We start from the raw sequence: 15568 nt of genomic DNA on the forward strand, positions 1-15568 counted from the left end.
GTATTAAATAATTATCGGACACCGCGCACTGCATCAGCCCAACAATTGGGCGTTTCAAACAAGCGCACTTGTTCTAATTGCAGATGATTGCCATAGCTATCCTGGTAAGCGCTATCCAAAATGTTAAAAGCGATAAGCGCCAGATTCTCAGCAGTAGGCTGAACATCCAGGATGACAGTTTTATGATCTTCGATTGATTGCAAAAATTGCAAAACTTGTTGATCTCCGGAATAAACCAGAAATGCATGATCCCAGTGATCCACCAGGGCTGATTTTGCAATTTGCTTCACTTCGGAAAAATCCATAACCATACCTTGCTGTGCGACGCCTTCGTCAGCGATAATGTTACCCGACAAGGTAATTTCAATACAATAGCGATGACCGTGTAAATGACGGCATTGGCTGTTATGCGTTGAAATGCGATGGCCCGAGTCAAATTCCAACCTGCGTGTGATTAACATACGTACAATTTTAATAGCGCTAAATAAATTAATTGGATTGTAACATTGCAATCAAAACCTAACTTATTGAATACGATTGATCACAGTCGTGACCGTGCCGGGCTCACTTATGTTTATCCGGTCATATCCCGCCGTGCCGGTGGTGTATCGATCGGTATTAACCTTAATCCAAACAATGCCTGCAACTGGCGCTGCGTATACTGCCAGGTACCGGAACTTAAACGCGGCTCGGCGCCTCGCATTGACCTGAACAAACTGGAAATAGAATTGCGATCATTCTTGCACGAATTGATTCATGGCGATTTCATGCACAAACAGGTACCTCCGGAAGCCAGAAAAATTCACGATATCGCTATCTCCGGTAATGGTGAACCCACCAGCGCAAAAGAATTTGATCAAGTTATCGAGTTGATTGGTCGCGTCAAAAAAGACTTTACATTGCCGGCAGAATTTAAAATAGTATTAATTACCAATGGCAGCCTGATTCATCGACCTATGGTACAAGCTGGTCTGAAACATATGGCTGCCCTGAATGGAGAAGTCTGGTTCAAATTTGACCGCGCATTGGCAAAAGAGAGGCAGCGTATCAATAATACCTCGATTAGTCTGAGAAAAATCTATGATCATTTGCGAATAGCCACTTCACTCTGTCCTACTTGGCTGCAGACCTGCATTTTCCAGATTGATGGCGCCCCCCCTGCTGAAGAGGAAATTATTGCTTATATAAAATTCTTACAGCATCTGATTGATCATGAGATTCCAATTAAAGGTGTTCTATTGTACGGCATTGCACGCCCTTCGCTGCAACCTGAAGCAGCACGGCTATCAACAGTGGATGAACCATGGCTAACGGATTATGGAAATAGAATTCAAGCGCTCGGCATAACGGTAAAAATCAATCCATAAGTATCATCACTCAAATTTTCTGTTATCGCCATGAATTTATCTCCGTGTTGCTAATTTGCAACAAAAGATAATTTCTTGATATTGATCAATACTATTATTTTGTATAATTGATTTTAACGTAAAACTGTAAGAATAATCTGATGAGATTTTATACAGAGATGATATCCATCCAGGCCTTAGAAATTGTGCTTATCGCTAATAATGGCTGCTCTAATCGTGCAATAAAACCATAACTCCACCAGCAACAATGTTTTGTGTTCTCAGTAATATCGTATTAATCCCACTCACAGGAGCTTCGTAATGAATTCATCGCGCGTGTTTTCTTTTTCAGCAGAACATTCTGCCGAGTTAAGAATGCATTGGATAAAGAAAACACCACATTGGTTATCCAATATCGGCTTTACTTTTGTTGTTGCTATGTGCCTAATTTCTCAGGCCCACGCAACAAATCCAGCACCTACAAATACAAACACTCCGACAGTTGCAACACCTGCCGATGCATCACAGGCTGCGGATCGATTTGATATGTCGAAGGTACCTCCTATCACTGCGGCATCGCGCCCCGGCTTGTTTTCTCTGCCGTCCTCTGGCCCCGGTTATTATTCTTTCTGGGACATGGTTACCAGCAACAAACGCGAAAAACCACCGGTTGCGCCTTATGCTCCTTTTGCGCTATTGACCACGCCAGCCTATGACATCGACTTTCGCTATCTGGACAACCCAGATCATGAAAAAGACATTTTTGATCCGGTCAAAAGAATCCATTTAGCCAGTGATTGGCTATTATCATTTGGCGGCAGTTTCTGGTATCGCTACGCAAATGAAACCGACAGCCGTTTAAATGCTGCCGGTACTGACAATAGTTTTCATTTGCTGCGCACACGGTTCCATGCCGATTTATGGTACAAAGATAGAGTACGATTATTTGCTGAATTTATTGATGCCCGTATTCTCGGAGCTGATTTACCTCCCCTCGCAACGGATAGAAACCATACCGATATGCTCAATTTGTTCACTGATATCAAACTGGCCAATGTCAACAATGGTCCTGTTTATATCCGTGTCGGACGGCAGGAATTACTGTATGGTTCACAAAGATTGATCTCCACACTGGATTGGGTCAATACTCGTAGAACATTTCAAGGTGTAAAAACTTTCTGGCGTACACCTGAATGGGATGTTGACGCATTCTGGGTGCGTCCGATGATAACCGAAAAAGGTAATTTTGATAATTGGGATACGCAGCAGAATTTCTTTGGTTTGTGGGCTACCCACAAACCAAAACCCGGTCATTTGATCGATCTTTATTTTCTCAGCCTGGAGAATGACCGCAATCTTCCTGCAGCCAATGTATTGGCAGGGAATATTCTGCAGGGTAATTCTCATGTACATACCTTAGGCAGCCGGCTTGCGGGCAATTTTGACAATTTCCTTTACGAACTGGAAGGTATGTATCAATTCGGCCAGCGCTCCGGTCTGGATGTGTCCGCTTTTGCTGTGGCTACCGGAGTCGGTTATCGATTCGCTATGCCAATGAACCCGCAAGGCTGGATCCGTTATGATTTCGCATCTGGCGACAGTAACTCCAAAGATGGCAGAAGCAATACTTTTAATCAACTGTTTCCGTTCGGTCACTATTATCTGGGTTTCCTGGACCGTGTAGGACGTCAGAATATTCATGATATCAATGCACAATTCACCATGAATCCAATGCCGTGGGTTACCTTTATTTCACAGTACCACCGATTCTATCTGGCGAATGAGCGCGATTATTTGTATAACGCTGCAGGCGCAGCCACGCTGCGAGACATTACAGGCCAATCCGGCAGCCATGTGGGGGATGAAGTTGATTTCCGGTTCAATCTTCATATCAACCGTCATCAGGATGTACTGATTGGATATACAAAAATGTGGAGTGGCAATTTCTTGAAGAAACAAGTGCCTGGAATCTCCCCTGATCTCTTCTATGTTCAGTACAATATCCGGTTTTGAACATTACCAAATCAACACAACCACCGGAAAACACCGGTGGTTATAACTCTCTGATGAACGATAAACACGCAAACAACTAACAACTTGATAAAAACTAATTGCAGTGGTTGTGCATGTCGTAAATAGCGGGAAACAGTTTTAGAATTTAATATGCATGCTCCCACCAATCTGCAATGATTCTACTTACTGCGGAGTTTAACGAGCACGTTCATTCAAAATAAAATCCCGCACTATCTTGATCTGGTGATCATCCATTAGCATTGGGGCATGACCGATACCAGGTAATTCAACCACCGCAGCCTTTGCACCTCGCACTTGCATTTGTGCTGCCGTTTCTGCCAACAAAATATCTGATTCCATACCGCGTAAAACCAAAGTAGGAACGTTGAGTTGATCCCATTGTGCCCATAAATCAATATCAGAAATTTCGTGCGCCTTAAAACTCACTGCAATTCTTGGGTCGTATCGAAAACCGTAAGTACCATCGGCATACTCACGAGCACTATGAATCGCCATATGATTCCATTGCTCGTCAGTCAGAGGACCAAAAGAAACTGAAATCATTTTCATGTAATTCTTAAATTCCTCAAAACCAGCAAAACGAGGATCTTTACCAACATAATCGGCTATTCTTTTTAATGCTACCGCAGGAATTAACGGGCCAAGATCACTTATCACCAACTTATTGATTGAAACTGGCAGATTTGGTTGCAACGCCAACACCATTCCAATCAATCCTCCCATAGAGACACCCACCCAATCCAATATTATTTCCGTGGTGTATTGTGATTTGAGATAGTTCAGTAGCGATATCGCATCCGAAAGATACAATGGGTAATAATCATAATCATGCGCATGCTGCAGCCAATCACTTTGGCCTCGTCCAACAACATCAACGCAAATCACCCTGCAATCCGTCTGAAGCGTACGCGCCAGATAATCGAAATCACGACAATTACGTGTCAATCCATGCACACAGAGCACAATATGTGGATTCTTACGGTCACCCCAATCGGTGTATGCAATATGATGGGGTTCTTTTGGCTTATCGTCAGATGACAGAGTTGGTACAAGTAGTCGATTTACAGGGATTTTCATGAGCTTATTATGCTATCTTTTCAGATTTAAGGAATTTGCTTTTACTGTAAGCAGATACCGTAAGATTTTAAACAACTATCTCCGGTATCACCAGAGTAGATATCTCTCTAACAAACTGCTGAAAAAGCATCTGGACAAATCGATACAAGGAATAAACGGGCAAAAATCGCAGCTTACCCTAAAATAAGCACTTTAAACTCGTTCCTATCGCAGCACCGACAATGCAGATGGTTTTTCAAAGGGCTCCTAAAGCCCCATGATTTTTTGTTGCGTATTGAATACTGGCTGTGTAAAAATTTTCAAACAACATATGATTGCTTTCTTAAACAAACAAGCTACCTTAACTAAATCTTGAATAGAAGTAAAATATGAAATTGTCTGACCTTTACTGGCATCGAATCACTCCACTGCATTTTCTATTGTGGCCAATAAGTGTTCTATATGGTTTTTTCTTATCTCTGAAAAGATTATGTTATTGGCTGGATATTTTGCCTTCTGTCAAGTTACCTGTACCTGTCATTATGGTTGATAGTATAAGTGTTGCTGATGGCGGCAAAACCCCCTTGCTTCTTTGGCTTGTGGATTTCCTGATAACTCAGGGTTATCGGCCTGGAATCATAACGCGTGATAACTCTGACAATCCCGTCTTACCACATGAAATAACCTCTGACAATGATTTACTTAGCACTGATGGAAAAGCATTTTTATTAGCTCATCACTGCCGAAAATCCTGTCCGGTATGGGTTGGAAAAGACAGAGCCGCCACCGCACAAGAATTATTGAGCACTTATCCGGCATGTAATATCATTATCTGTAATGATGGGATGCAATATTATCGACTTGAGCGCGATATAGAAATCATAGTCGTTGATTTCAGCGAACATAGTTCTGGCAATGGATTATTACTGCCTGCAGGACCGCTGCGCTTGAAGCCTAATCAGTTAAGAGAGTCCGATATTATCGTAACAAATGGGAAACCAAATTTTCATCTCGACATGAGCAAGTGGGGCAAAACCTATAATATGCGATTGACAAACGATACTGTATATAACGTGCTTGATCCTGAAATTCAGCGACCCATCTCCAGTTTTAAAAATAAACAGCTGCATTTTCTGACTGACATTGATAACTCTCGCTGGTGCTTGGATTACATACAAAAAATGGAACTGAATGCGGAATTACACTCTTATGCAGAAAATCATCGATTTAGTCAGCACGAGATTTATCTCCCTGAAGCTGATGCTATACTAATGCCGGAAGAAAATGTGCTACAGTGCAAAAAATTTGCTAATGACAAACTGTGGGCTTTGCCGAAGAGAGCTTGGATTAATGACGAATTACAAGCACTCCTACTAAAGAAACTAAAAAACAAAAATTAATCCCAGAGAATCATTACATTTTTTTAAGTTACAAGAAAAATTTCAACCTGGAAGAAATCGTGGATAGGTACTTTGCTATTCACGGTTTTGTACGTTTAAGCTATGAAAAAAAGCATCCATTCCATCCTAAAAAAAGCTAAATCTAGTTTTCTTTAAAGGAAGTGTGTAGAATCTTGCGGTTTTCCAATTAAGAAAATAAGTGGATCATTAATCCTGTGGCATTTTTCGTACAAAAATATGGCGGCACATCAGTCGGGAGTACCGAACGGATAAAGAATGTTGCTCGCAGAGTGGCAAAATTTCATTCGCAAGGACATCAAATTGTAGTTGTCGTTTCAGCCATGAGTGGTGAAACAAACCGCTTGATTGCATTGGCTCATGAAGTACAGGAGAATCCGGATCCACGTGAACTAGATGTAATGATCTCTACCGGCGAGCAAGTGTCGATTTCATTATTGGCAATGGCATTAACGGAACTTGATATCAAAGCTAAAAGCTATACTGGATCCCAAGTTAAAATTTTAACTGATAGCACACACACGAAAGCTCGAATACTGAATATTGATGAAGCTGGGATTCGAGCTGACCTCGACGCTGGTTATGTAGTTGTCGTTGCAGGATTTCAGGGTGTAGACGAGAAAGGCAGCATCACAACACTTGGTCGGGGTGGATCAGATACTACTGGAGTTGCCCTGGCTGCAGCTCTAAAGGCTGATGAATGCCAGATTTATACAGATGTTGATGGAATCTATACAACAGATCCACGTGTTGTAGCTGAAGCAAGAAGGCTAAACACCATAACCTTTGAAGAAATGCTTGAAATGGCTAGCCTTGGCTCCAAGGTATTGCAACTAAGATCTGTTGAATTTGCTGGAAAATACAAAGTAAAACTGAGAGTTTTATCGAGCTTTGAAGATGAAGGTCAAGGCACTTTGATTACTTTTGAGGAAGATGAAAATATGGAACAAGCAGTTATTTCAGGGATCGCATTTAATCGCGACGAAGCAAAAATTACTGTATTAGGTGTTCCAGATCATCCTGGTATTGCTTATCAGATTCTTGGACCCGTAGCTGATGCCAATGTCGATGTGGATATGATCATCCAAAACGTTGGTCAGGATGGCTTAACAGATTTCTCATTTACTGTTCATCGTAATGAATTTAACAATACGATGAACATTTTAAAAGAAAAAATTCAACCTCATATTGGTGCACGTGACGTACTTGGAGGTGATAGAATTGCGAAAGTATCAATTGTGGGCGTTGGAATGCGCTCGCACGCCGGCATTGCCAGCAAAATGTTCCGGGTATTAGCAGAGGAAGGAATTAATATACAAATGATTGCCACTTCTGAAATAAAAATATCAGTTGTCGTCGATGAAAAATATATGGAACTAGCTGTCCGAGTTTTACACAAAGCTTTTGATCTTGATCAAGAACCCTGAATTTAATCTCATGAATTGGTCAATGAACTAACATACAATTAATTACATTTAATATTTTAACGGAGAGATGGCCGAGTGGTCGAAGGCGCTCCCCTGCTAAGGGAGTATAGGCACAAAAAGCTTATCGAGGGTTCGAATCCCTCTCTCTCCGCCAACACATTGTCCACCATCATCCAAACAAGTACAAATATCACTAATAAACAATAAGATCTCAGAATAGTTTGTCTAATGCCGTCTTGTGAAATATACTACCATCCAACATTCAGGGAAAGACGGATGGTAAGACGGTGGCAAAGGAAGTAAAAAAGCTAAAAGCAGTACAAATCAATTCACTTTCTCCTGGTACGCATTCAGACGGAGATAATCTACTTTTGCGTGTAAGAGAGTCAGGTTCAAGAAGCTGGGTATTCCGGTATAAACAGAATGGCCGGGCAATCGAGCTTGGACTGGGCTCGATAAATGATAGAACACTTGCTGAAGCGCGAGAGATAGCCAATAACATGCGGCGTGCCATTGCACGCGGTCAATCTCCCAATGAAGTTTTACGGATAGAAAAGCCTGGCAAGAAATTTGCTGAATATGCTCTCGATTGTATAGAACATAAAAAAGCTGGATGGCGAAATAGCAAGCATGCAAGCCAATGGATAAACACACTCCAACAATATGTGTTTCCTACCCTAGGCGAGAAATCAATTTCAAATATTGGCGTGGATGATATCAAATCTGTACTCACCCCAATCTGGAAAGGCAAGACGGAAACTGCCTCAAGGGTAAGACAGAGGATAGAAGTTGTTCTGGATTATGCATTTCTTCATGAAGGTATCGATAAAAGTAACCCTGCTCGTTGGAAAGGCTGCTTGGATCATGTGTTTGCAGCACCAAAGAAAGTAACTCCTGTTGTGCATTTCAATGCGATTCCTTATATCCAATTACCGGAAGTAATGCAGGCGCTACGTGCTAAAACCAGCATGAGCGCTTATTGTGTTAGATGGATAGCTCTGACAGCTTGCAGAAGCTCAGAAGCGCGTGGAATGTCTTGGGCGGAAATTAACTTGGCTTCAAAAACCTGGACAATTCCATTCAGCAGAATGAAATCAGGTCGAGAGCATCGTGTTCCGTTAAATGATGAATGCTTGGAAATACTGGCCTTTTTGGATCAATACAAATCAATCAGTAAGGACATGGTGTTTATTAACAAGCTTAGCGATGTGGCTGCCAGTAAGTCACTAAAAATGGTATCTTATTCTGAAGCTACCGTACATGGTTTGCGAAGCTCGTTTCGTGATTGGTGTGGGGATAATACCAGCTTCTCTAGAGAAGTATGCGAAGCTGCTCTAGCCCATGCGGTTCAAAATCAAACAGAGGCAGCTTATCGAAGAAGTGATTTATTTGAGAAGCGGCGTGATTTAATGATGCAATGGGGAGAATATTTACGTAGCTGCAAAGTCTCGTTAGTTTAATACACTGATTCGTAATCAGTAGGTCCGCAGTTCGATTCTGCGCAACAGCACCAATAAACAAAGACTTAGAAACATAACTGAACCGCTTTTACTTCGATTGTGCCAAATTTGTGCCATTGAACACGTCATCTACGACTCGGGCATGCTGAGCAAATTGCTCAGGTGCAAGGTGAGCATAACGCCTCACCATCTCAGCAGATTCCCATGCGCCCATCTCCTGAATGACATTTAATGGCACACCATTCTGAGTTAACCAGCTTGCCCAGGTATGGCGTAAATCATGCCAGCGGAAATCTTCAATACCAGCACGTTTTAACGCCTTATACCAGGCTTTTGTATTCACTTGCGTTATTGGGTTGCCCTTGTAACTAAATACCGATCTTGCATGCTTACCAATCTGCTTAGTTAATACCGAAATTGCCGTTGCATTTAACGTCACATGAATCGGTTTCCCTGCTTTAGCCTGATCACCATGTATCCATGCAACCTTTCTTTGCATATCCACTTGCGACCATTCCAGATTCGTAACATTTGACCGTCTCAAACCTGTAGCCAGTGAAAACGTCACCATATCCGCTAAATGCTGCGGCAATTCCTGAATAAGCATAGTTGCTTGTGTTACATTCAGGTAACGCACCCGACGCTTAGCTTCACGATACAGCTTGATCACTGGGGGTTTGTCTATCCACTCCCAATCAAGAGCCGCACGGCGCAGAATTGAGCGAATCAGAGCGAGTAAACGATTTGTTGTTGCTGGACTCGTATCTTTCCGCTTTAACTCGCCAATCTCTGCAATCACATCTCGCGTCAATTCATCGAGATATTTGCCTCTAAAGAACTGTTGGAGCCAGTTTATTTTAGCCACGTCATCATGATGTGTCTTTTTATGCTGAGTCTCCATCAGCCATTTATAAGCCGCTTCATCCCAAGTGCGTTTTGGCTTATCACCCAGCTTCACAACCCGCCAAGATTCAGCTTTTAGCTTGTCGTGGAATTCCTGTGCCTGGGTTTTATCTTCAGTTGCAGCAGAGCATCTAATTCGCTCGCCGCTTGGTGTGGTGAAACTAATCCACCACGTCTTACCACGTTTACAGAGTGACATAATTGTTTTTCTCCATGTCCCACTTGCAACGCTTGCCGAGGGCTAGCATATAACGAGCGTATGTGAGCAGCAAGATCATCTTCAATAAATACCCAGCGTTTACCCAATTTAGCGCTCGGAATAATCCCCGCTTTGGCACGACGGCGCACTTCTTCAGGGTGTAGTTTAAGAAATTGAGCAGCTTCATCTAAGTTAAGGGTTTTCATTCCCCATCCTTTGCCTTGCGGTAAACTTTAGCAGCCCTCTCTATTACCAGACGCTTTTGTTCTGCTTCATTGATATTTAAGATCGTATTGAATTCTTTTCCACGCAGACGCACTTTTTCTAGGATCATGTCTTCTGCTGATAATCCGATAAATTCACCACTAGCATGAAGATGCTGATGGATAGCTAATAAATAACGACCCAGCCCCTCATCGAAGTCAGTGATGGCATGTTTAGCCATAAAGGAAGCCATTGAACTGATTCCCAGTGCTAATATTCGCTTATCATCGGGTAATCGTGTCGCTTGAAACGATCTGGAAAGCGTGTTCAGGTTTGTTTCCCAGTCAATGGATGAAACATATCCCCACAGTGGATGAATCGGCCAGCGTGAGCGCGTTTGATCGTCAGGATTAGGCAGTGTAAGGCGCAACCATTCTGTTGAAGCATAGCTCCATAAACCGTTTAGATTAGCTAATACGCTGCCAAGGCTAATCAAGCCATGTTCTGCCAATACATCACGCATTAACTGAAATTCAACGCGCCAGACTGGTTCACCCTCGATCCATCCGGCTTCTTTCCATAAGGGAATAAGATCAGTTCTACCACTGCTATAGATCTCGATTAACTTGTTATACAAACGGCATGAAATCTTTCCACCCAAACCAATAGACCAACCTGTGAATTTCTCATTGACTGCATGGGCATCTATCTTTTTACCCCGTGCAATCCATGCCTCACGACCCCAGGATTCCATGTTTTCATGGGAAACGAAGTCAGCACAGAGATCAATACGGCTGACATGAGCATAATCTGACAAGATACCCAATTCACTCAGGATATGGCGTAGCTGCGTTTCTGCTTCAATAGGGGTAATATTGCATAGATAGCGTGAAGATAACTTCACATAGGCCATTGGTGTCTTTTTGCTGGTTCTGGATAGACTGATACGAAAAGCGCCATCTTCCATGATAAAGGGAAATATTGATGAGCCTCTATCCATGACTTCAAAAATATGTCCGGCAATGGCATATTGTGCTTGCGCTTGTTGATCAGCTTCAGGATGCTGTGCCAGTTGTTTAAGCTTAGTTAAACGTTCTTTTACTTCAGGAAATAATTCACCTTGATAGGATAGATACAGGCTATCAATTCCAAATCTTAAAAGCTTGAAGTAATCAGTATTGCAGTTATAGGGTACTGTGTTACTAGGCGGCGTACCCTGTGGGGATGAATCAGACTGATGCAAAGCATCTGTCAAATCCTTTTCCACCTCGCCCTCGCATTGCTCCTCCTCGCTGAAGCTCGTCGTCCACTGCGGTGGCTCGGCGGTTACAATTTTATTAGATGCTATAGCTTCAGGTGAAACGTTTGTTTCTTTCTTCATGATAAACCTCGTATCCACGGCGACCATGCAAATGCTTGTCGCAACGGATAGAGATTTTGTAACTCAACTCAAGATTTGTATTCCACCCAAAAAATGAATTTTTAGGTTGTTGTATTCTTCTTCATATAGGTATCAGCAAATTTACGTAATGCTTTTTCACTTCCGCCACCTTTTGAATTTGCGGTATATAACTTTAATTCCTCGACAAATAATTGGTAGAGTTGCTTATCAGTTAAGCGTAAAGCACCAGCTTCATAGAGTATTTCAAAGACCAAGCGCATTTTTTGGAAGTTATCTTGTTTGAGTTTTTCCTTCTTGCCATTAATGGCGGATTTTAGTTTTGCAAAAAACTTTACGTCTTGTAATCGGGTAGCCTTACTTATTTTACCGACAACAGTTGGACAGCCTATCACCGACACGTCGATCTTTATGGCATCAGTTAAAGCCTTATTATCACCATTGCGAATACGTTCGATTAACTCGTTTAGAAAGCAACCGTGATAGAGCACACAAAATAAAGAATATTGCATTGCAATAAAAGCAGCGCTAATCATTGGAAGAATAGGACGTAATTTGTCAAGATCATCTTTCGTGGGGTTTTGTCGATCTTCAAAATGTTCATCTACTTGGCAAAAAATATCTGGCTATGCTCCAATATTGCCTGAAGTATCAGCCATCTGTTTAAACCAGTTTAAGATCTGATCATGTGGAACAACCCCACAAAGCGTACTAAAAAGAAACACAACAAGATCATAAGTAGGCAATTCGTACAAATAGCACCAACTAAAATCATTATCTTCCTTATCAAAGAATTGATCACTACATTCATTTATCGTTTTCTTACTATCTTCGATTCCGATTGCAACCAATGGCCACAATTGAAGAAACGCCCGTAAGTTCTGTGCTGTTATGCCGCTGGCATAATTAATTTCATTCATAAAAAGTCATCGCTATTATTAAATTGACTATAAATAAAAATACCACTTGTAATTTTTGAGAAGATTTTGAGACAATCATTTAAATTTACGACAATATATACAAATACTGAATATCAATATTGTGCGCAACAGCTTTGCTCTTGGGCATTGAGTTGAAGCCAGACTGGATATGCCAGACTGTAATATGTAACGGAAGTGGGCTATTTTTTTAATGTGGATAAGCAAAGTAATAGTTGGGATTTAAGTGATCATCTCTGTTCATGTAAATGAACGAGAAACAAAAACAGGATTAAAATTCAGAAGCATATAGTTGGTTAGTAAATATTAATTTACGGGTAAAATAATGAAAATATCATCATTTGAAGATGACTTACTTGGATTAGAAGATTTTGCACGTCGCCTCGAACAGTTTATAGCTATAGAACATCAATATGTAGAGGGAAGTCTTGTTGTTGGTTTAACCTCAAAATTTGGCTCTGGAAAAAGCAGCTTTTTACAGATGTGGAAATCTTCACTTGAAACTGCTTCAGAAGCGGAAGGTAAACCAAAGGTAATCTTATTGAATGCTTGGGAAAGTGATTATTATGGAGATCCACTTTTTGCCATTATTTCGGCAATTGCTCACTGCAATCAAATTAATGAAAAATCTACTGCTAAAATAGTCGAAGCTGCAAAAGACTTTGGCTGGTATGCAACGGCTATTAGTGGACAAGTTGCCAAGCAAATGACCGGAATTGATCCAATAGCGGCTGGAGAATTTGCAGAGAAGAAAAAGAAAGAACGGGAAAAAAATCAAAGATTATTGAGTGACACATTCTCAATCTATGAAAAGAGAATAAATGCAATGGCCTCGCTAAAAAGCGCGATTCAAGCGCTTGTTGAAGGTGAAAATACTAAAATCCTATTTCTTGTTGATGAACTAGATCGTTGCAGGCCAGATTACGCCATATCGTATTTAGAGACGATTAAACATATATTTGATGTAAAAGGGGTTATATTCTTATTAGCTACTGATCGTAGTCAACTTGAGAATTCGGCAAGAACCGCCTTTGGTGCCGATCTTGATTTTGAGGAATACTACAGAAAGTTTGTTCACAGAGAAGTGACACTTCCCAACATTTCAGACGAAAACTATCAGAGATTAGCACTGAAGTATGTAAATTATTACCTTGAACGTGAGAACCAGAGGAGTTGCTATATTCAATTTGACCATTATCAAATTGATAGCATTTCCAAACTTATTGGTACATTAAAACTAACTCCTAGGCAGATACAAGAAGCATTCAGAATTATTGGACATCTCCTTGAAACTACGCAAGATAAAAAAGGAGGATTATATTGGTGCCTGGGCACCGGTTCGATTTTGATGTCAGTATTAAAAATCGGAAACTCCAGAATTTTTAACCTTTTAGGAACTCAACAACTATTACCTAAAGAAGCATTCAATTTCTTCAATCAATTATTTAAAGGAGAAAGTGTGAATTGGTGGTTCACTCTGTGTTTCACGGGAGGTGGATTAAAAACAGAAGAAGATGAAAATTTTAATGACATAATGAAAAGTGTTGGATCTTTGAAAGATAATGGATCCGATCTACCCATAGATCTTGCGCATTGGCATATTGGTTGGGGAAACTCAGGATCCAGAAGATTTGCTGAGATTTACAAGAAAATAGAACAACTTTATCAATGGAAATAAATCAGGCAATGAGTTAATATATTATATTTTATAGTAATTCGACAATTACTTAGGTTTCATTCTGAAATATTTTTTTTATTATGAGCGCTGACTGGTCGAATTATTACAAAACTCATTGAAGCGATTGATTCCTTCCCCCAAAAAAAACAACATTGATCTAGTAAGAAAGAAAAGTTTCAGAAAGTTCCTTACCAATACGGCAAAATATTACTCACTGTCAGGCTTTGACTCTAGATACGATTTTAAAGAGCTAACAAAAAGCAACAATACTGCACCAATGCCTATTCATCAGGGAGATAATTTTATTACAACAAATGGCAAAAACTTATCTACAAAAGTGTTATTTTCCTAAAAATACAAGCCCATAAGGTTAATTGTATATCATGTCTGAGAAGATACTTGTTGTTGATGTAGGCGAATCCATTATAGGCATTCAACCTGTCAAATTTGGGCGGTACATTCCTTACTATGGAGACAAGCGTGTTCGCGCTCTTGAAAGACTTGAAGACGCGGGTGAGGTCGTAACGTATAACGGCAATGAATACGACATCCGTGAGCTTAATAAGTTATCTATTCGTCTGCGAAACACGGATTTTATTATGCGCGGAATCCATACTGACATGCGAGAATTGTGCTGGCCCAACATTTGGGGTTCAAATCTCAGAGACACCTACAAACGTTACTGCAGTATTAAAACAGAATTCCCTGACACTTATGAAGGTTCTAATCGCAGCGATGTTTTTAGAACGTTGCACCTATGGCGTTATTGGAAAAAACATAAGGAGTTCCGGTGGTAATACAACACAACAACTACAGGCAGCGGAACAGTCAAGCTCTACACGCTTGCTTGTTCGTATTGTAAGCAATACATATTATGCGTACGAGATAGAATTTAAAAGCGAATTTTAATAAACCAGTGCCCACTTTTATCCGGCTTAAAGAGCCAAGCAGGTCAAATGAATACTGTGTCAAAATTGTGTCAAACTTCTCTACAAACACCACTGCTTGGGGCAGCGTGACATAGTTTTTATACGTGGCAAGCATTGTAAGTATTTGATTTACATATATACCAAAATTACAGTCACGTTTCGTAATCAGTAGGTCCGCAGTTCGTTTCTGCGCAACAGCACCATATAATCAACAGCTTGTTATAATTATGTTAAAAATAATTTATTAATGTAGACGGTATGTAGACAGATAATCACAGATTAGTAACAGATGGAAAGTTTGCTTTAGAAATTTGACCTCAATGTAAGTCAAATTTGCAATCAGAAGGCCCAGCGTTCGATTCTGGGTTTCGGCCCCATAAAAACAAATAGTTGCAAGTTAATAAAGAAAAATAATTTATCCGTATAGATGCTATGTAGACAGCAGATGGATAAGTGATAATTAAAATTAATTTTTAGTTTTCTTGTTTATTTGTATTTTAAATTTAATGATTAGTAGGTTTATAGTAGCCTCAATAAACAAAAGTCTACTGAATTTGTGTTTATTTTTAACAACTAC

14 protein-coding genes and 1 tRNA gene are annotated in these 15568 nt (G+C 40.6%); 8 read left to right on the plus strand and 7 right to left on the minus strand.

The genetic code is table 11. The annotated features are described in order from the left end of the window. Positions 1–11: 11 nt before the first annotated feature. Positions 12–461: a 6-carboxytetrahydropterin synthase QueD gene (gene queD / locus C7H79_RS04600; protein WP_106706148.1), complete on the minus strand. Its 450-nt coding sequence runs from the start codon at positions 459–461 to the stop codon at positions 12–14. 45 nt (positions 462–506) lie between these two features. Between queD and C7H79_RS04605 the strand changes: the two genes are divergently transcribed. After that, positions 507–1367, plus strand: a complete 861-nt coding sequence (locus C7H79_RS04605) for a radical SAM protein (protein WP_106706120.1) — start codon at positions 507–509, stop codon at positions 1365–1367. Positions 1368–1667: 300 nt separating this feature from the next. Next, the gene (locus C7H79_RS04610; protein WP_106706121.1) at positions 1668–3359 is read left to right on the plus strand and encodes an alginate export family protein; all 1692 of its coding nucleotides are present in this window, start codon (positions 1668–1670) and stop codon (positions 3357–3359) included. A 195-nt stretch (positions 3360–3554) separates the two neighbouring features. Here the strand turns inward: C7H79_RS04610 and C7H79_RS04615 are convergent, their stop codons facing one another. After that, the gene (locus C7H79_RS04615) at positions 3555–4457 is read right to left on the minus strand and encodes an alpha/beta fold hydrolase (protein ID WP_106706122.1); all 903 of its coding nucleotides are present in this window, start codon (positions 4455–4457) and stop codon (positions 3555–3557) included. A gap of 368 nt (positions 4458–4825) precedes the next feature. Here C7H79_RS04615 and lpxK point away from each other — a divergent pair, with 368 nt between their 5' ends. From lpxK to C7H79_RS04635, 4 genes are all read left to right on the plus strand, one after another. Continuing rightward, entirely contained in the window at positions 4826–5836 is a 1011-nt protein-coding gene (gene lpxK, locus C7H79_RS04620; protein WP_106706123.1) for a tetraacyldisaccharide 4'-kinase, read from the plus strand. A gap of 215 nt (positions 5837–6051) precedes the next feature. Beyond that, positions 6052–7281 carry an aspartate kinase gene (locus C7H79_RS04625; protein WP_106706124.1) on the plus strand — a complete coding sequence of 410 codons (1230 nt, stop codon included), beginning with the start codon at positions 6052–6054 and terminating at the stop codon, positions 7279–7281. A gap of 61 nt (positions 7282–7342) precedes the next feature. Further along, positions 7343–7435, plus strand: a tRNA-Ser gene (locus C7H79_RS04630). A gap of 133 nt (positions 7436–7568) precedes the next feature. After that, positions 7569–8741, plus strand: a complete 1173-nt coding sequence (locus C7H79_RS04635) for a tyrosine-type recombinase/integrase (protein WP_106706125.1) — start codon at positions 7569–7571, stop codon at positions 8739–8741. A gap of 88 nt (positions 8742–8829) precedes the next feature. Here C7H79_RS04635 and C7H79_RS04645 read toward each other — a convergent pair whose 3' ends face one another. The 5 genes from C7H79_RS04645 to C7H79_RS18770 form a co-directional block, all read right to left on the minus strand. Beyond that, positions 8830–9810, minus strand: coding sequence for a tyrosine-type recombinase/integrase (locus tag C7H79_RS04645; protein ID WP_258577623.1), 981 nt, complete (start codon positions 9808–9810; stop codon positions 8830–8832). Then, positions 9720–10049: a helix-turn-helix domain-containing protein gene (locus C7H79_RS18760; RefSeq protein WP_106706127.1), complete on the minus strand. Its 330-nt coding sequence runs from the start codon at positions 10047–10049 to the stop codon at positions 9720–9722. Before C7H79_RS18760 ends, C7H79_RS04645 begins: the two co-directional genes overlap by 91 nt. Continuing rightward, on the minus strand, positions 10046–11428 hold the full coding sequence (locus C7H79_RS04655; protein ID WP_106706128.1) for a replication initiation factor: 1383 nt from the start codon (positions 11426–11428) through the stop codon (positions 10046–10048). The genes C7H79_RS18760 and C7H79_RS04655 overlap by 4 nt, the downstream gene beginning before the upstream one ends. A gap of 101 nt (positions 11429–11529) precedes the next feature. After that, positions 11530–11982, minus strand: coding sequence for a hypothetical protein (locus C7H79_RS18765; protein ID WP_106706129.1), 453 nt, complete (start codon positions 11980–11982; stop codon positions 11530–11532). A 90-nt stretch (positions 11983–12072) separates the two neighbouring features. Beyond that, entirely contained in the window at positions 12073–12366 is a 294-nt protein-coding gene (locus C7H79_RS18770) for a hypothetical protein (protein ID WP_106706130.1), read from the minus strand. Positions 12367–12709: 343 nt separating this feature from the next. Between C7H79_RS18770 and C7H79_RS04670 the strand changes: the two genes are divergently transcribed. Together C7H79_RS04670 and C7H79_RS04675 are read left to right on the plus strand one after the other, a co-directional pair. Continuing rightward, complete coding sequence (locus C7H79_RS04670) at positions 12710–14062, plus strand: KAP family P-loop NTPase fold protein (RefSeq protein WP_106706131.1); 1353 nt, start codon at positions 12710–12712, stop codon at positions 14060–14062. 383 nt (positions 14063–14445) lie between these two features. Then, positions 14446–14859 carry a ribonuclease H-like domain-containing protein gene (locus tag C7H79_RS04675; RefSeq protein WP_106706132.1) on the plus strand — a complete coding sequence of 138 codons (414 nt, stop codon included), beginning with the start codon at positions 14446–14448 and terminating at the stop codon, positions 14857–14859. Positions 14860–15568: the final 709 nt, after the last annotated feature.

The organism is Nitrosomonas supralitoralis (genome assembly GCF_003011925.2).
Classification (GTDB): domain Bacteria; phylum Pseudomonadota; class Gammaproteobacteria; order Burkholderiales; family Nitrosomonadaceae; genus Nitrosomonas; species Nitrosomonas supralitoralis.